The sequence below is a fragment of the Flavobacterium chuncheonense genome (genome assembly GCF_042686145.1).
GTDB classification, from domain to species: Bacteria; Bacteroidota; Bacteroidia; order Flavobacteriales; family Flavobacteriaceae; genus Flavobacterium; species Flavobacterium chuncheonense.
In genome coordinates, this window is record NZ_JBHUPC010000012.1 from 430559 (window position 1) to 448233 (window position 17675).

23 protein-coding genes are annotated in these 17675 nt (G+C 33.3%); 10 read left to right on the forward strand and 13 right to left on the reverse strand.

All coding sequences use genetic code 11. The features are described from left to right. Positions 1-47 precede the first annotated feature (47 nt). The gene (gene bshC / locus ACFS5J_RS05885; protein ID WP_379811128.1) at positions 48-1640 is read left to right on the forward strand and encodes a bacillithiol biosynthesis cysteine-adding enzyme BshC; all 1593 of its coding nucleotides are present in this window, start codon (positions 48-50) and stop codon (positions 1638-1640) included. A 62-nt stretch (positions 1641-1702) separates the two neighbouring features. Beyond that, complete coding sequence (locus ACFS5J_RS05890) at positions 1703-2122, forward strand: nucleoside-diphosphate kinase (RefSeq protein ID WP_379811129.1); 420 nt, start codon at positions 1703-1705, stop codon at positions 2120-2122. A 47-nt stretch (positions 2123-2169) separates the two neighbouring features. Here the strand turns inward: ACFS5J_RS05890 and ACFS5J_RS05895 are convergent, their stop codons facing one another. Both ACFS5J_RS05895 and ACFS5J_RS05900 read right to left on the reverse strand, forming a co-directional pair. After that, complete coding sequence (locus ACFS5J_RS05895) at positions 2170-2472, reverse strand: DUF721 domain-containing protein (RefSeq protein ID WP_379811130.1); 303 nt, start codon at positions 2470-2472, stop codon at positions 2170-2172. Position 2473: 1 nt separating this feature from the next. Beyond that, positions 2474-2893: a hypothetical protein gene (locus tag ACFS5J_RS05900; protein WP_379811131.1), complete on the reverse strand. Its 420-nt coding sequence runs from the start codon at positions 2891-2893 to the stop codon at positions 2474-2476. A 282-nt stretch (positions 2894-3175) separates the two neighbouring features. On the opposite strand from ACFS5J_RS05900, the gene ACFS5J_RS05905 reads away from it, so the two are divergent. After that, a complete protein-coding gene (locus ACFS5J_RS05905; RefSeq protein WP_379811132.1) occupies positions 3176-3376 on the forward strand; it encodes a hypothetical protein in 201 nt (66 codons plus the stop codon). Positions 3377-3452: 76 nt separating this feature from the next. Here ACFS5J_RS05905 and ftsY read toward each other — a convergent pair whose 3' ends face one another. The 10 genes from ftsY to ACFS5J_RS05955 all read right to left on the reverse strand — a co-directional run bounded on the left by ftsY (position 3453) and on the right by ACFS5J_RS05955 (position 10921). Next, on the reverse strand, positions 3453-4433 hold the full coding sequence (ftsY, locus tag ACFS5J_RS05910) for a signal recognition particle-docking protein FtsY (RefSeq protein WP_379811133.1): 981 nt from the start codon (positions 4431-4433) through the stop codon (positions 3453-3455). Between the two features lie 89 nt (positions 4434-4522). Continuing rightward, complete coding sequence (locus tag ACFS5J_RS05915; protein ID WP_379811134.1) at positions 4523-4675, reverse strand: DUF4295 domain-containing protein; 153 nt, start codon at positions 4673-4675, stop codon at positions 4523-4525. Between the two features lie 63 nt (positions 4676-4738). Next, a complete protein-coding gene (gene rpmG, locus ACFS5J_RS05920; RefSeq protein WP_035640032.1) occupies positions 4739-4921 on the reverse strand; it encodes a 50S ribosomal protein L33 in 183 nt (60 codons plus the stop codon). Between the two features lie 30 nt (positions 4922-4951). Further along, positions 4952-5188 (reverse strand): 50S ribosomal protein L28, encoded by a 237-nt coding sequence (rpmB, locus tag ACFS5J_RS05925; protein ID WP_379811135.1) that lies wholly within the window; start codon positions 5186-5188, stop codon positions 4952-4954. Positions 5189-5267: 79 nt separating this feature from the next. Then, the gene (locus tag ACFS5J_RS05930; protein ID WP_379811136.1) at positions 5268-6512 is read right to left on the reverse strand and encodes a competence/damage-inducible protein A; all 1245 of its coding nucleotides are present in this window, start codon (positions 6510-6512) and stop codon (positions 5268-5270) included. Between the two features lie 18 nt (positions 6513-6530). Further along, complete coding sequence (locus tag ACFS5J_RS05935; RefSeq protein WP_379811137.1) at positions 6531-6875, reverse strand: Hpt domain-containing protein; 345 nt, start codon at positions 6873-6875, stop codon at positions 6531-6533. A gap of 1 nt (position 6876) precedes the next feature. Next, positions 6877-7488 (reverse strand): fumarylacetoacetate hydrolase family protein, encoded by a 612-nt coding sequence (locus ACFS5J_RS05940; protein ID WP_379811138.1) that lies wholly within the window; start codon positions 7486-7488, stop codon positions 6877-6879. A 32-nt stretch (positions 7489-7520) separates the two neighbouring features. After that, entirely contained in the window at positions 7521-8294 is a 774-nt protein-coding gene (locus ACFS5J_RS05945) for an exonuclease domain-containing protein (RefSeq protein ID WP_379811139.1), read from the reverse strand. 107 nt (positions 8295-8401) lie between these two features. Beyond that, complete coding sequence (locus ACFS5J_RS05950) at positions 8402-9697, reverse strand: dihydrolipoamide acetyltransferase family protein (RefSeq protein WP_379811140.1); 1296 nt, start codon at positions 9695-9697, stop codon at positions 8402-8404. Between the two features lie 84 nt (positions 9698-9781). Then, positions 9782-10921, reverse strand: a complete 1140-nt coding sequence (locus ACFS5J_RS05955) for a glycosyltransferase family 2 protein (protein WP_379811141.1) — start codon at positions 10919-10921, stop codon at positions 9782-9784. Positions 10922-11013: 92 nt separating this feature from the next. Here ACFS5J_RS05955 and ACFS5J_RS05960 point away from each other — a divergent pair, with 92 nt between their 5' ends. After that, positions 11014-12876 (forward strand): ABC-F family ATP-binding cassette domain-containing protein, encoded by a 1863-nt coding sequence (locus ACFS5J_RS05960; RefSeq protein ID WP_379811142.1) that lies wholly within the window; start codon positions 11014-11016, stop codon positions 12874-12876. Positions 12877-12938: 62 nt separating this feature from the next. On the opposite strand, the gene ACFS5J_RS05965 is transcribed toward ACFS5J_RS05960, so the two are convergent. Continuing rightward, on the reverse strand, positions 12939-13313 hold the full coding sequence (locus ACFS5J_RS05965) for a hypothetical protein (RefSeq protein WP_379811143.1): 375 nt from the start codon (positions 13311-13313) through the stop codon (positions 12939-12941). Positions 13314-13361: 48 nt separating this feature from the next. On the opposite strand from ACFS5J_RS05965, the gene ACFS5J_RS05970 reads away from it, so the two are divergent. From ACFS5J_RS05970 to ACFS5J_RS05995, 6 genes are all read left to right on the forward strand, one after another. Beyond that, on the forward strand, positions 13362-13787 hold the full coding sequence (locus tag ACFS5J_RS05970) for a helix-turn-helix domain-containing protein (RefSeq protein ID WP_379811144.1): 426 nt from the start codon (positions 13362-13364) through the stop codon (positions 13785-13787). A 37-nt stretch (positions 13788-13824) separates the two neighbouring features. Continuing rightward, complete coding sequence (locus ACFS5J_RS05975) at positions 13825-14646, forward strand: O-methyltransferase (RefSeq protein ID WP_379811145.1); 822 nt, start codon at positions 13825-13827, stop codon at positions 14644-14646. Positions 14647-14724: 78 nt separating this feature from the next. Then, positions 14725-15423 carry an ABC transporter ATP-binding protein gene (locus ACFS5J_RS05980; RefSeq protein WP_379811146.1) on the forward strand — a complete coding sequence of 233 codons (699 nt, stop codon included), beginning with the start codon at positions 14725-14727 and terminating at the stop codon, positions 15421-15423. A 73-nt stretch (positions 15424-15496) separates the two neighbouring features. Continuing rightward, the gene (locus ACFS5J_RS05985) at positions 15497-16444 is read left to right on the forward strand and encodes a tRNA dihydrouridine synthase (RefSeq protein ID WP_379811147.1); all 948 of its coding nucleotides are present in this window, start codon (positions 15497-15499) and stop codon (positions 16442-16444) included. 222 nt (positions 16445-16666) lie between these two features. Beyond that, positions 16667-17236, forward strand: a complete 570-nt coding sequence (locus ACFS5J_RS05990; RefSeq protein ID WP_379811148.1) for a cob(I)yrinic acid a,c-diamide adenosyltransferase — start codon at positions 16667-16669, stop codon at positions 17234-17236. Between the two features lie 140 nt (positions 17237-17376). Continuing rightward, positions 17377-17598 (forward strand): DUF2795 domain-containing protein, encoded by a 222-nt coding sequence (locus tag ACFS5J_RS05995; RefSeq protein WP_002986941.1) that lies wholly within the window; start codon positions 17377-17379, stop codon positions 17596-17598. Positions 17599-17675 lie beyond the last annotated feature (77 nt).

Genomic DNA, 17675 nt, shown 5'->3' on the forward strand with positions numbered 1-17675 from the left:
TTTTCAAAAAGTAATTTTTAGTACTTTAGCAAAAAAAGAGTTTCAATATGCCAAGCGACTGTATAACCTATCAAAATTCAGGATATTTTTCAAAATTAATCGTCGATTACTTAGATCAAAAGGAAAACCTAAAACCGTTATACAATCGCTTCCCTACAATTGAAAATTTTAAACTTCAGATAGCTGAAAAGGAACAAAACTTTCCTGTTTCCAATAGAACAATTTTAGCTGATGCTTTACAAAAGCAATATGCCAATTTTAAAATTTCTGATGCTACAGCAACAAATGTAGAAGCTTTAAAATCTGAAAATACGTTTACGATTACGACAGGTCACCAATTGAATCTGTTTACAGGGCCACTGTATTTTTTGTATAAAATTATTTCAGTTATCAACCTTTGTAAGGATTTAAAAAAGCAATATCCCAATTATCATTTTGTACCGGTGTATTGGATGGCTACAGAGGATCATGATTTTGAGGAAATCAATTATTTCAATTTTAAATCAAAAAAAATACATTGGGAAAAAGATGCCAAAGGACCTGTTGGCCGTTTTGATACTAAAGGCTTACAAGAAGTTTTTGATGTTTTTTCATTAGATCTTGGATTGGGTGAGAATGCAAATTATCTTCGTAACTTATTTGAAAAAGCGTATACCCAACATGAAAATTTAGCGGATGCAACACGTTACCTAGCTAACGAACTTTTCAAAGAAGACGGTCTGGTAATCATTGATGGTGATGACAGTAGCTTAAAAAGAATATTCAGTCCATATGTAAAGGACGAATTAGAACAGCAAAGTTCTTTTACTCAAGTAGAGAAAACGATTCCACTATTAAAAGAATATAATGTTCAGGTTAACCCAAGAGAAATTAACCTTTTTTACATTCACGACAATTTAAGAGAGCGTATCGTATTTGAAAATGGACATTATTTAATAAACAATACGGGACTTTCTTTTAGTAAAAGCGAGATTCTTACAGAGCTTGAAAATTATCCGGAACGTTTTAGCCCAAATGTAATTTTACGCCCATTATATCAGGAGGTCATTCTTCCTAATTTGTGTTACATCGGAGGTGGTGGTGAATTGGCGTATTGGTTGGAATTAAAATCAAATTTTGAACATCAAAATGTAACCTTCCCCATTTTATTACTTCGCAATTCTGCCGTAATTGCAACGGAAAAGCAAAATCAAAAAATCGCCAAATTAAATCTGAATTGGAATGACTTGTTTTTAAAACAAGAAGTCTTGAAAAATAAAGAGATCCAATCTTTATCGCAATTCACAATTGATTTCACTCCGCAAAAAGAACATCTAAAAAAACAATTTGAAGCCTTGTATCAAATTGCCAATCAAACCGACCAATCGTTTGTTGGTGCGGTAGCGGCTCAGGAAAAAAAGCAACTAAAAGGATTGGAAAATTTAGAAAAAAGATTGTTAAAAGCGGAAAAGCGAATACATCAAGAAAAATTATCTCAAATTGTAGCTTTACAAAACCAACTTTTTCCTGGTCAATCGTTACAAGAACGAAAATTGAATTTTTCAGAAATCGTTTTAGAATTTGGAATCACTACAGTGTTAAATACTTTAAAAGCGCGATTTAATCCGCTTTCCAATGAATTTACCGTAGTTATTCTATAATTTTAAAAACTTATATTGTTTTTACTTGGTAAAGTAGTACTTTTGCCAAAAATTTAAATAAAATGGCGACAAACAGAACATTTACAATGATCAAGCCAGATGCAGTTGAAAACGGACACATCGGCGGAATTTTGAATATGATTACTGAAGGAGGTTTCAGAATTGTAGCAATGAAATTAACGCAATTAACTGTAGCTGATGCGCAAGCATTTTATGCTGTACACAGCGAAAGACCATTCTTTGGTGAATTAGTTGAATTCATGACAAGAGGTCCTATTGTTGCGGCTATCTTAGAAAAAGATAATGCTGTTGAAGATTTCAGAACTTTAATTGGTGCTACAAACCCAGCTGAAGCAACTGAAGGAACTATCCGTAAAAAATATGCAACTTCAATCGGTGAAAACGCTGTTCACGGTTCAGATTCTGACGAGAATGCAGCTATCGAAGGAGCTTTCCATTTTGCAGGAAGAGAGCAATTCTAATTATTAGAAACTATTTATAAAAAAAGCGACTCAATGAGTCGCTTTTTTTATCTTAATACCAAAGTGGTTACAACGTCTTTCTTTAACTCCTCGTTGAGCATTGCCACTATTTTATCTTTACCATAACTTAATTCCTCACGTAATACCGATGAAGTTATTCGTACATATAAAGTCCCATTTTTCAACAAAACTTCATCCGTATAATTCGTAATTCCAGTTCCCATCAACTTAAACCAAGCTTCTCTTACATCTACTTTTTCAATTCCTGCACTTAATTTATTAACCTCAATAAATGCTTTTAAAACATCTTCAATTGAATTTTCTTCGTTAAAACGTTTCGTCTTTGCCATTTTATTCTTCTACTTTAGGACTTCTTTTGTATTGGTAAATGATTTCGTTTTCGTTTTTTACTTCAAATGTCTTTTCTGATATCTTCAAAAGCTCTTCTTTCCAATTGGCATAATCCATTTTGTATTCCAAAAAATATACTTGATCATTTTCAACAACTTTAAAATATTCTTTTACTTTGTTTGAAACAAATCCTCCATCAATTTGAGGTATTACTTTTACTCTAAAACCTTCATTTTTATCATTTACCTCAAAATAATCAATAGTTTCATTAATCTTATACACCTTCTCTTGACCATCAGGAAAAATTACTTTTTCTATTTCCCAATATCCATTTAACCAATTAAGATCTTTCTGCTCTACTTTTGAAGAACAAGAAAACAATAAAATTGAAACTAAGAAAACAACTAAATTCTTTTTCATCCTATTTGATTTGATGGGATAAAATTACAATTATCATCGTTTCCCATTAAACTATTTTTTACTTTTAACATCCAACCTTATAAAGATATACAAAATGTGGCGAATTGTAATTATTTTCGGAATACTTCTTTAATTAGGATGTAGCCATTCTATGATGAGATTAATAGTGCTTCGAATTTAGAAAGCCTGTAATTCCCTTCAAATAACAGTTCGGTATGGAAAATAATAGAACCATCTGAATTAGATTGGGATGAGAGTAAAATACTTGATTTATTAACATATTTGCAAAACAAAAACACGAAAAGTTTTATTGTTCTTCACAACGGTCGCATTGTTATTGAAGCATATTTTAACAAACGTACTGCAATAACACCTTGGTATTGGGCAAGCGCTGGCAAAACGTTTACCGCTTCACTTACAGACATTGCGGAACAAGAAGGCTATTTGAATATTCAAAACAAAGTTTATGATTATAATAGCTAGAAAACTTTAACAATACCCTTTAGCAATACATTCATGCTGTTATAAATTAAAAATCCCGCAAATGCAGGATTTTTAATTATTTAAAGAAAGAATCTACAAATTCGAATTTATTAAAAACTTGAAGATCTTGAATACCTTCTCCAACTCCAATATAACGTACTGGTATTTTAAATTGATCCGAAATACCTATAACCACTCCTCCTTTTGCCGTTCCGTCTAATTTTGTAACCGTTAAACTCGTTACTTCTGTCGCTGCTGTAAATTGTTTCGCCTGCTCAAATGCGTTTTGTCCTGTAGAACCATCTAAAACCAACATTACATCGTGTGGTGCATCACCTACAACCTTTTGCATAACACGCTTAACCTTTGAAAGTTCGTTCATCAAATTCACTTTGTTATGCAAACGCCCTGCTGTATCTATAATTACCACATCAGCATCTTGAGCTACCGCCGATTGCAAGGTATCAAATGCTACTGAAGCTGGGTCTGATCCCATTTGCTGACGTACAATTGGAACGTCTACACGATCGGCCCAAACTTGCAATTGATCAATTGCGGCTGCTCTAAAAGTATCGGCTGCTCCCAACACTACTTTGTACCCAGCACTTTTTAATTGGTATGCCAATTTACCTATAGTAGTAGTTTTTCCTACTCCATTTACACCAACCACCATTATCACGTAAGGTTTAGTTTCTTTTGGAATATTAAACTGAGCTTGATTATCACTATTATTCTCCGATAACAAACCTGCAATTTCTTCGCGAAGTATTCTATTCAACTCATCTGTTCCAAGATATTTATCTCTTTCCACACGAGCTTCGATACGTTCAATAATTTTAAGTGTGGTATTTACCCCTACATCAGAAGAGACTAAAATCTCTTCTAAATTATCTAAAACCTCATCGTCTACTTTTGACTTTCCGACTACAGCTTTTGATAATTTTGAAAAAAAAGAAGTTTTCGATTTTTCTAACCCTTTATCAAGTGATTCTTTAGCCTCTTGATTTTTACTTGGGTCATTTTTATCAGAAGAGAAAATTCTTTTAAAAAAACTCATTTCCTTAATGTATTAATTAGCAACAAATGTAAAAATAAAAAAGCTACTTTCAAATGAAAGTAGCTTTTTGATATAATTTAAAAAAAGAATTAGTTCTTTTTTAAGAATTCATCTACTAATTCAGGAGCCATAACAGACTCAACGAATGTATAAGCACCAGACTTTGGAGATTTTACCATTTTGATGGCTTTAGTTAATCTCTTTGATGATGTTTGTAACGTTGCTACGGTTTTCTTTGCCATGATTAAAAGTTATTTGAATTTTAAGAATCACCAATTAATTTTAGTGAAAATTAAAATTTGTAATTATTTAATTTCTTTGTGAACTGTTACTCTTTTTAAGATTGGATTAAATTTTTTAATCTCTAATCTATCTGGAGTATTTTTTTTGTTTTTAGTAGTAATGTAACGAGAAGTACCTGCTACACCTGAAGCTTTATGCTCAGTACACTCTAAAATAACTTGGATTCTATTTCCTTTCTTTGCCATCTTAATTTATTTTTTTAAGGGTTACCAGAATTATTTTACAATTCCGTTTGCTTTTGCTTGTTTTAACACAGCAGCAATACCATTTTTATTAATTGTCTTTAACGCAGCAGTAGATATCTTTAAAGTTACCCATCTATCTTCTTCAGGAATATAAAAACGTTTCTTAACTAAGTTTACAGAAAATTTTCTCTTAGTTTTATTCATAGCATGAGAAACATTGTTTCCCACCATTGCTCTTTTACCTGTTAGTTCACAAACTCTTGACATTATTACTAATCTTTATTTCGTTATTCAAAATCAGGGTGCAAAGAAACAAAATAGTATTCAATTACACAACAATCTTTTATTAATTTTTTAAAATTTCTTTATAAAGTTTTTCCAAAGCCTTGTTAACAGCTCTATCAATCACTTTTTCGCGCGGTTGTCCAAAGTTAAATTCCTCAACTATAATGTGGTCTGGCGTGGCTATTGCAATAAAAACAGTACCCACTTCCGCATCTGCATCACCTTTGGAAGGACCCGCATTTCCAGTGGTTGCAATTGCATAATCTGCTTTAAATTTTGCTTGAACAGCGCGCGCCATTTGCTCAGCAACTTCTGTACTCACTACAGAATGTTTTGTAATACTTTCCTCAGAAACTCCTAAAACATCAATTTTGGCTTGCGTAGCATAACTAACTACAGAACCTTTGAAATAATTTGAAGCTCCCGAAACAGCGGTTATCAAATGCGCTATCGCTCCACCGGTACAACTTTCTGCAGTTGCAAGAGTCATTTTTTTATCGGATAACAATCTACCTACAACCACTTCAATAGCTTCCTCATCATACCCCACAATTATATCACCTATTAGCACATTTAGTTTTTCTACTTCCCTTGCTACAGCTTCATTTAACAAAGCCTCATCAAGACCTCGAGCCGTTAAACGTAACCTTACCCTACCCGGACTTGGTAAGTAGGCTAATTTTATAAATTCTGGAAGACTATTTTCCCATTCTTCAATTTGTTCCGCAATCAAACTTTCGCCCCGACCATATGTAAGTACAGTCTTATGAACAATATACGGGCGTTTAAATTTTTTAACCAAAAAAGGAACCAATTCCTTTTCAATCAAATATTTCATTTCATAAGGAACTCCTGGCAGTGACACAAAAACAGTCCCTCCCTCTTCCATTAACATCCCGGGAGCAGTCCCAACTTTATTGAACAATACTTTTGCCCTAGAAGGCACCAAAGCTTGATCTTTATTAATCTGCGTTATCGGACGCTTATAAATCCCTTCAATAAGTTCTGTTACATGAACCAAAACTTGTTCATCAACTACCAAATCATCATGAAAATACTCACAAAATGTTTTTTTGGTTACATCGTCTTTAGTAGGACCAAGACCACCTGTAACGATAACCACATCCGTTTTGTTTTGATACTTTTTTAGTGTTGCTAAAATATGCTCTTTATCATCGGAAATTGAAACCATTTCTACAGTTTCTATTCCAATTTTATCCAGTGCTTTAGCTATAAAAGAAGAGTTGGTATCTACTATTTGACCAATGAGTATTTCATCACCAATAGTAACGATTGAGGCTTTCATGAATACAATTAAAGGAGGTTAAATTTTGAAATCTTTTCTTATTTCTTTTACAGCAGCTTGCACTCTTTCACGTAATGAATCAAAAGTATCTTTAATTTCTTTGCGTTTACCTTCTGATTTTGACCAAGCCATAACTTGCAAATTTTCATCATAAGCAATATCCATCCCTAACAAATCAAGTGATGGTTTAATTTTATGAGCAGAAGTATAAACTCGTGTATAATCTTTTTCTTTAATCCCTACTTTCATCGACTTCACTTCGTCAGGAACTTCTGATAAAAAAAGATTAACAATCTGATACGCAAACTCAACATCATTTTCTGATATTTCGTAAACCTTTGATAAATTATACTGTAGTGCCATGTTACTTTACATTAATTTTAAACATCTGTTTCCCTTCAATAAATCCTTCCAGCACATCACCTTCTTTTACAGAAGCCACACCTTTAGGAGTACCAGTAAAAATAATATCACCCTTTTTTAAAGTAAAATATTGGGACACATAAGAAACAATTTCATCAATATTCCACAACATTAAACCTGTATTTCCTTGTTGTGCAATTTCATTGTTTTTCCTTAACTCAAAATTAATATTTTCTACAGAAGCCACCGTATTTTTCGGCACAAAGTCACTAATAACCGCTGAACCGTCAAAAGCTTTCGCTTTTTCCCAAGGTAAACCTTTGCTTTTCAATTCATTTTGCACATCACGGGCTGTAAAATCGATACCCAATCCTATCTCATCATAATATTTATGTGCAAATTTTTTATCGATGTATTTACCCACTTTGTTTATTTTAACTAAAATTTCTACTTCATGATGTACATCTTCACTAAAAGCAGGAATTACAAATGGGAACTTTTTCAACACCACAGCTGTATCTGGTTTCAAGAAGATTACAGGTTCTGACGGCCTTTCGTTATTTAATTCCGAAATATGATCTACATAGTTTCTACCAATACAAATTATTTTCATCGCTACGAATTATCAAAATTAAAAGACAAATATTACAATTTTGTATTCAATTTACGCAATTTAATTGCCGTAAGTACCTTTTTTGTGTACAAAGGAAAATCAGCATTTTGAATCCAACCAAAATAGCCCGGTTCTTTTTCTAACACCTCTTCTACCAACGCCCCTTTGTGTTTTCCAAAAGAAAAGATTTCCTGTCCTTCCTTATTTAACGCAATAAATCCTGCAAAATCAACCGATTTTTTACGGGTTGTAAATTCAGACAAAGCTTTAATATCATTTTCCAAATCTTCGTAACGCTCCAATTGTGCTTTCAAGATTTCATAAGTTGCCATAGTATCCGCTTCAGCACTATGTGCATTTTCCAAACTCTCTTTACAATAAAACTTATAAGCCGCACTCAAAGTACGCTCTTCCTTCTTGTGAAAAATGGTCTGCACATCAACAGAAACCCTGTTTTTCATATCAAAATCAACTCCTGCACGAAGCATTTCTTCTGCTAATAATGGAATATCAAATCGATCGGAATTAAAACCTGCCAAATCGGCGTCTTTTATCATATTGTATACTTGTGACGCTAATTCTGCAAACGTTGGCTCATTGGCTACTTTTTCATCTGTAATTCCATGCACTGCTGTCGTTTGTGGTGGAATAGGAATCGTAGGGTTTACCAACCACGTTTTACTTTCTTTATTCCCATTTGGATACACTTTAAAAACCGAAATTTCTACAATTCTATCTCTAGCTACATCAATTCCTGTCGTTTCCAAATCAAAGAAACAAATAGGTCTGTTTAATTTTAATTCCATTTTATTTTGATTGTAATTTCAACAAATATAGTTGAAGCATTTTCAATTTTAAAATAAAACCCGATAGCTTTTACAACTATCGGGTTTTTAAAATATTTATCTAAAGATTAAACATCTCTGTTTACATCAAATGCTTCTAGGTATTCCGCAACACGTTTTACAAAACTTCCTCCTAAAGCTCCATCTACTACTCTATGGTCGTACGAATGCGATAAGAACATTTTTTGACGGATTCCAATGAAATCACCTTCTGGTGTTTCAATAACCGCAGGCACTTTACGAATTGCTCCAAGCGCTAAAATACCTACTTGTGGTTGATTGATAATAGGTGTTCCGAAAACTGAACCAAAAGTACCTACATTCGTCACTGTATAAGTTCCACCTTGTGTATCATCTGGTTTTAATTTACCTGCTTTTGCACGATTTCCTAAATCGTTAACCGCTTTTGCCATACCAACCAAATTCAATTGGTCAGCATTTTTAATTACAGGTACAATTAAGTTTCCGTTTGGTAAAGCTGCCGCCATACCTAAGTTAATATTTTTACGTTTGATGATACTTTCACCATCAACTGAAATGTTCATTCCTGGGAAATCACGTAATGCTTTCGCAACTGCTTCCATGAATATTGGTGTAAACGTCAACTTCTCACCTTCACGTTTTTCAAAAGTATTTTTAACCTTATCTCTCCATTTAACAATGTTTGTAACATCAACTTCTATAAATGATTGTACGTGAGCTGAAGTTTGGATAGACTCCACCATGTATTTAGAAATCAACTTACGCATTCTGTCCATTTCTACAATCTCATCTCCACCATTAACCGAAACTGGTACAGCTGGAGCTGAAGTTTGAACTGGAGCTGGCTTAGCTGCAACAGCTGGAGCTGGAGCTGGTTGACTTCCTCTATTTTTAATATAATTTAAAATATCATCTTTGTTTACACGACCATCTTTTCCAGTACCTGGAATAGTTTCTAATTCTGCTAAAGAAATACCTTCTTCTTTTGCAATATTCTTAACCAATGGTGAGAAAAACTTATCTGAATCAGAAAAATCGACAGCTGTAGCTGTTTCTTTAGCTACCTCAATAGTTTTTGTAATTTCAACTACTGGAGCCGCAACCGTTTCCGCTACTACAGGCGTAGCCGCTACAGCACCACCTTCAGTTTCGATAATTGCAATTGTTTGTCCAACTTGAACAACATCGTCAACATTAAAAAGTATTTCAACAAGTGTTCCAGAAACTTCAGAAGGCACTTCACTATCTACTTTATCAGTAGCAATTTCAAGCACTGGTTCATCCATTTCAATTGTATCACCAACATTTTTCAACCAGTTAGTAACCGTTGCTTCCGCAACACTTTCACCCATTTTAGGTAATTTCAATTCAAACTTTGCCATATCTTTAAACTAAAGTTGTGTTTTTCTATTTCGTGTGCAAAATTAATAATTTTACCTTCAATTTACCACGAATTCAATAATTATTTACAATAAAATTATTTGTCCTCTATCGTTAGAATTATTACTTCCAATCAAATAACGACCGTCTTTTAAAAAGTTTTTAAAAGTACTATTTTTAGCTTTATGCTGCTCCATATAAGCTATACATTGTTGAAAACTAAAACTATCAACATCAAAAACAAACTCAACATTACCTCCTACGTTACCTTTATAAGTATCAAAATCAGCAAAATAAGTAGTCTCTTTAGTTAAGTTTAATTTTAAAGTTTCCTTAGTAAAAACAACATATTCATCTATTTTCCGTCCTTCCACTTTTTGTTGTTTCTTCTTTAATAAGGCAAAAACAAAACTCCCAACTTGCATCATTACATCAAAAAACACCGATTTCTTAAAGTGCTTTTTATAGAAAAACTGCATTGCTTCCCGAAAGCGTTTCATATAAGTGCCATCACGAACAGTGCTTTCCCCTTTATAATGTATAATAGTAGTATCGGCAAAATAGTAGTTTTTACGTCCTAATTGCTGCACCATATAACTCAAATCAATATCATCGGAATACATGAAACAGTTTTCATCAAAACCTCCCACTTCCAAATACAAATCTCTTTTCAATACCATAAAGGCACCAACCAAAATATCCACTTCTCCCGTTTGCGAGTCTGTCAAATGTTGCGCGTAATACTTATTGAAATAATGCGACTTTGGAAACATTTTATACAATCCGAAAATCTTAGTAAATGCAACCCAAGGTGTTGGCACTCCTCTCTTGCTCTCTGGCAGAAAAGTCCCTGTACCGTCCACCAACTTACACCCTACTATTCCCAACTCTGATTGATTTACTTTACTAGATTTAACAAACTGTAAAACTTTAGAAAAAGTATCTTCCGCTACAACGGTATCGGGATTCAAAATGCAAATATATTCCCCTTTTGCTTCCGCAACCCCAAGATTATTTCCTTTTGGGAATCCAAGATTATCATTATTTTCAATTAATTTCACATTTGGAAATCGACTGCGCATCATAGCACAACTATCATCTGAAGAATTATTATCTACCACAATTATTTCGCCATCAATACCTTCAAGCGCCCTTTGAACACTTAAAACACATTGTTCTAGAAAATAACGTACATTATAATTGAGTATGATAACCGATAGTTGCATTGCACAAATATAACGTGAAAAATATTCAATTTGAAAATTTGAAACCTAATCCTAGCGTAAATAATAGTACTTTTGCATTTCAAAATTACATTATGAACTTTCTTTCAGTTGAAAACATATCAAAATCTTATGGCGAACGTGTTTTATTCGAAAACATCTCGTTTGGAATTAATAAGGATCAAAAAATAGCTTTTATTGCCAAAAACGGTTCTGGTAAAACCACCATCATGAATATGCTAAATGGTTTTGATGAACCCGATACTGGACAAGTTGTTGTGCGTAAAGATATCAAAATGGCGTTTTTATCGCAGGACAACAACTTACAAGATGAATTAACCATTGAAGAAAGTATTTTTGCTTCAGACAATGAAACTTTAAAAGTAATTGAACGTTACGAAAAAGCACTAGAAAACCCAGAAGATGAAGAAGTATACCAACGTGCTTTTGATGACATGGACCGCCACAATGCTTGGGATTTCGAAACGCAATACAAACAAATTTTATCCAAGTTAAAACTAGAAGACTTAAAGCTAAAAGTAAAAAGTCTTTCTGGGGGACAAAAAAAACGTTTGGCTTTAGCTATCATCTTAATCAATCGTCCTGACTTATTAATTTTGGATGAGCCTACCAACCACTTGGATTTGGAAATGATTGAATGGCTTGAAGATTATTTTGCAAAAGAAAACATAACCTTATTTATGGTAACGCACGACCGTTTCTTTTTGGAGCGTGTCTGTAACGAAATCATAGAATTAGACAATGGAAAATTATACCAATACAAAGGTAATTATTCGTATTACTTAGAAAAGAAAGAAGAACGCATTGCTTCAGAAAACGCAAGTATCGACAAAGCCCAAAATTTATTTGTAAAAGAACTGGCTTGGATGCGTCGTCAACCAAAAGCCCGTACAACAAAGTCAAAATCGAGACAAGATGATTTTTACAAAATCAAAGAAAAAGCAGAAAGTCGCCGTAAAGAAAATGTAGTCGAACTGGAAATCAACATGGAACGTATGGGAAGCAAAATCATTGAATTGGTTAAGCTAAACAAAAGTTTCAAAGACCGCGTTATTCTAGACGATTTTAGTTACGCTTTTCAACGAGGAGAACGTATTGGAATTATTGGTAAAAATGGAACCGGGAAATCGACCTTCTTAAACATCATGACCCAAACCATGCCTCCTGATTCAGGAAAGGTGATTGTTGGCGATACTATTAAAATAGGTTACTACACGCAAAGCGGTATCAACCCAAAGCCGGGGCAAAAAGTTATTGACATCATCAAAGAATACGGGGAATATATTCCACTTACAAAAGGAAAAATTATTTCTGCTTCACAGTTATTGGAACGTTTCTTATTTGATGCCAAAAAACAATACGATTATGTTGAAAAATTAAGCGGAGGCGAATTAAAACGTTTGTATTTGTGTACGGTTTTAATTCAAAATCCAAATTTTTTAATTCTGGATGAACCTACCAACGATTTGGACATTGTAACATTGAATGTTTTAGAAAGTTTCTTATTGGATTTCCCAGGAAATTTATTAGTCGTTTCACACGATCGTTATTTTATGGACAAAATTGTAGACCATTTATTTGTTTTCCGTGGACAAGGAGAAGTAGAAGATTTCCCAGGAAATTATTCTGATTTTAGAGCGTATGAAGATTCGGCTGATGTACAACAAAAAGAAGACAATAAAGCGGAGAAAAAAGACTGGAAACAACAAAACAACACCACAGGATTAACTTTCAACGAACAAAAAGAATATCAAAAAATTGAACGTGAAATCAAGGACTTAGAGCTGGAAAAAGTAAAAATAGAACAATTATTTTCAGATGGAAAAGTAGCCGATGACGCTATTGCAATAAAAGCAAATGAATTACAAACCATCATCCAAAAAATTGAAGCTAAAGAAGAACGCTGGTTTGAATTAAGCGCTAAAATGGAAGGTTAATAAAAAATCCCTAATATCTACTAAAACAGAAGTAAGTATTAGGGATTTTTTTTGAGAATAAATTAAAGTTTACCTGTAATATCGTTTTTGTATTTATTCAGTAACGCTTTTACCATTCCTAAATTAGACTTAGTAGAATCAACAGCCATATAAATAAAATATCTTTTATCATCAGATATATCAATAATATGGATTTGACCTGTTAAAGTAATCATGATACTATCGATAGACTGATTTAATTTTAAAGCATCAATAGCCTTAAGTTTAGCTTTTACCACCTCTAAATTATAAGCAGATGCCAACTCAGGATCAAAACTTGGCAAAACCGAGTCTGAATAATATGAAATACCACTTTTTACTTCAGTAACTGCTACTGCAATATACCCCGAAACGTTCGCTTTTAAATCTTGTCCAAACTGTCTTAAAAAATCCGACATAAATTTTAGTTTTATTAAATTATCAATTAATTCTTAAATTTGCATTTAATGAAACGCTGTTCATCTTATTGTACAAATGTAAATTATTTTGAATACCTTCCAAACTTTAAACGATTAATTTTAATGGATAATTTTAACGAACTAGGCATCCGATTTTACAAATTCTTAAAAAGCAGAAACTTAGGAATAAACGATACTGCGAAATTATTAGGCTTATCTGGAAGTCAAATTAGCAACATTAAAAACGGAAAAGTTTTTGGTACAGACAAGATGTTCAAAATATTGAACGAATTTGAAGATCTGGATGCCAATTGGTTGTTTCGAGGTGTATCAAAAGAAAGTCCAAATGTAGACATCAATCATCTCGATTATGTCATTGAACTTCAGAAAGAAAGAATCATAGATTTGAAAAAAGAAAACGCTGAGTTAAAAATAAAAATCAGAGAATTGAAAGAAAAATCTTCTGCTTTGTAAATTTAGCCAACAAATTAATTTCTGTTTTATTCTAAATATGGTATTTCAGCTCCAATCTTACTTAAAATTTATCCTAAAATCCAGTAACGAACATGGAATTCATTCGCCTTTTGTGTTTAATTTGGTTACGAAATGCTTTTACGATAAAACCGTTTATCCAGAATATCAACTTTTAAAACAATACCGACAATCGCTTTTAAAAAACAAAAGCAGCATTGAAGTTACTGATTTTGGAGCCGGATCAAGAGTTTTTACATCAAACTCTCGCACAATAGCTGCTATTGCAAAAAATGCAGGAATTTCTACAAAAAATGCAGAATTATTATTCCGCATCGTACGTTATTTCCAACCAAATTCGATTTTAGAAATAGGAACTTCATTAGGACTCGCAACAAATTCTTTAGCTCTTGGAAATCCTAAAGCAAAAGTAAACACTCTGGAAGGCTGCCCAAAAACTTTGAATACGGCCAAACAACAATTTGAGCAGCTTAAGTTTGAAAACCCAAATATAAACTTTATCAATACTGAATTTTCAAAATACCTAACCGAAAACAGAGAAATTACATACGACTTTGTTTATTTTGATGGTAACCATTCCAAAGAAGCTACTTTGGAATATTTTGAATTATTACTTCCCACCATAAACAATGATACCTTGTGGATTTTTGATGACATCCATTGGTCCCCTGATATGAATGAAGCCTGGAAACAAATACAAAATCACCCAGCAGTAACTGTTAGTATTGACACTTTTCAATGGGGCATGATTATCTTTAGAAAAGAACAAAACAAGGAACACTTTATTATCAATCCAGAAAAAAACTTGAGTTCTTTCCTTTTTGAAAAAATAAAAATTTAATTGTAACAAAATTCTTTATTACTCTACTTATGAACAGCATCTTAGTTTAAGATTTAAAACTCAAAATATCGCTCTCTAATGGCAGAACCTATAATTGAAATTAAAAACATCAAACGCGACTTTGAACTTGGAGAAGAAATAATTCATGTTTTAAAAGGCATTGATTTAACCATTAACAAAGGAGAATATGTTGCTCTCATGGGCCCTTCGGGTTCTGGTAAATCAACACTTATGAATATTTTGGGTTGTTTGGACACTCCTACTTCAGGCAGTTATATCTTAAACGGCAAATTAGTTTCTGAAATGCACGATAACGAATTAGCAGAAATCAGAAACAAAGAAATTGGTTTTGTGTTTCAAACTTTTAACTTAATGCCTAGAACCACAGCCCTTGATAATGTTGCGCTTCCTATGGTTTATGCGGGACATCCAAAATCAGAACGTAATGAACGTGCAACAGAAGTATTAACACAGGTTGGTTTAGCCGATCGTATGGATCACAAACCGAATCAACTTTCTGGAGGACAACGTCAGCGTGTAGCGGTTGGAAGAGCGCTTGTTAACAAACCTGCCATGATACTTGCTGATGAACCAACAGGAAACCTAGACAGTAAAACTTCGTTAGAAATCATGAATCTTTTTGACGAAATTCATGCTAACGGAAATACTGTTATTTTAGTAACGCACGAGGAAGATATTGCGGAACATGCACATCGTATTATTCGCCTTCGTGATGGACTGATTGAAAGCGATATTACAAATCGAAAAGCAAAATAAGTTAATTTATCTATTTACAGTCTAGTACTGTATCACTGTATTTTCAACTATCTTTGTCGCTTCAAATTTAGTTATGACAAATACTTTATTATCATCGCCACTTCAAGGGTTTACCGATTTTCGCTTTCGTAATGCTTTCCAAAAATACTTTGGTGGAATTGACACATTTTATTCTCCTTATATTCGCTTGAATGGAAAGTTAGCAATCAAAGGTTCTTATGAACGTGATATTTTACCCGAAAACAACTCAACTCTAACAGTTATACCGCAAATTATTACCAACGATGCGGAAGAGTTTCTTTTTGTAGCAAAATATGTAAAAGAACTAGGCTATGACGAACTCAATTGGAATTTAGGGTGCCCCTACCCTATGGTTGCAAAATCTGGTATGGGCTCAGGATTGATTCGAAATTTTTCCCAAATTGACCATATATTAGATCGCGCCCATCAAGAAACCAACATCATTGTTTCGATGAAAATGAGGATGGGTTATGATGAACCAACCGAGATTCTGGATGTATTTCCAGTTTTAGAAAAATACCCTATAAAAAACATTGCCATTCATGCTCGTATTGGCAAACAATTGTACAAAGGCTGTGTAGATTTGGATTCGTTCCAACGTTGTTTGGACCATTCCAAACAAAAAATATACTATAACGGTGATATCACTTCAGTTGAAAAATTCAGAGAATTGAAAGAACGCTTTCCTGCAATTGACCATTGGATGATAGGCCGAGGACTTATTGCCGATCCCTTTTTACCGAGCATGATTAAAGCCGATACAACCGAATACCCAAAGAATCGTTTTGAAATATTCCGTGAGTTTCACGATACTATTTATAGCGAATACGACGCTTACTTATCAGGACCTACTCCTATAAAAATGAAAATGTTAGGTTTTTGGGAGTATTTTTCCACTTCATTTCCTGATCCACAAAAAACGCTAAAGAAAATAAAGAAAGCAGGTAATAGTAAAAACTACGAAGCTGCAGTAGCAGAAATTTTTAGAGGACTCCTATAATCATTCTAAATACAGATTATTCAAGTAAAAAAATAGCACTTTAGTAAAATTTAGTTTTTGCTATATTTGATAAATTTTAAAAATCATGTTTTATCTGATTGGGATATTAGCGGCATTGTACCTTATTTTACGTTTGGTTACAAAAAAACAGCATCGCAGTTTGAACCACAGAAAAAAGTTCACCATCCGATCATCGAAAAAAACAAAGAAACAATCAAAATCATGAAAGTTTATACTAAAACAGGTGACAAAGGAACCACTTCTCTATTTGGAGGTACGCGTGTGCCGAAACACCACATACGCATTGAAAGTTATGGTACTACAGACGAATTGAACTCCTATATTGGTTTAATTCGCGATCAAGAGATTAATCCATTATACAAAGCGGTGCTTATTGAAGTACAAGATCGTTTGTTCACTTTAGGGGCCATTTTGGCTACACCACCTGAAAAAGAAATTTTAAAAAATGGACAACAACGTTTGAACATCAATCGAATTTCCGATGAGGATATTCAATATTTAGAAAGCGAAATTGACAAAATGGATAGTGAATTGCCTCCAATGACACATTTTGTTTTACCAGGCGGACACACTACCGTGTCATATTGTCATATAGCCCGCTGTGTGTGCCGTAGAGCGGAGCGTTTGGTTGTGCATTTACATGAAATAGAACCTACTGACGAGCGCGTTTTAACTTATTTAAACCGACTTTCTGACTACCTTTTTGTGTTGGCACGGAAGTTGTCTCATGATTTGCACGCTGACGAAGTGAAGTGGATTCCGAGAAAGTAAAATATGTTTTTTTCTGGCGAATTTGAATTAAAATGGACAGCTAAAAAAAACGTTCTTATAAATATTTAAAAATAAAGTAAAAAAAACTTGACTTTTTAAGTTAAAAAATTATTTTTGCATAAATTAAAATCGGTAAAAAAATGTATTGGACATTAGAACTAGCATCTTATTTGAGTGATGCACCTTGGCCAGCTACCAAAGACGAACTTATCGACTACGCCATTAGAACAGGAGCTCCTCTTGAAGTAGTAGAAAATCTTCAATCAATAGAAGATGAAGGAGAAATCTATGAATCAATGGAAGAAATATGGCCAGATTATCCTACTGACGAAGATTACCTTTGGAACGAGGATGAGTATTAGCAAATAAAAACACAACATTAGAAAAGTCTCTTAAAGAGGCTTTTTTTTGTAAATTTGAACACGTATTTAGAATAAAA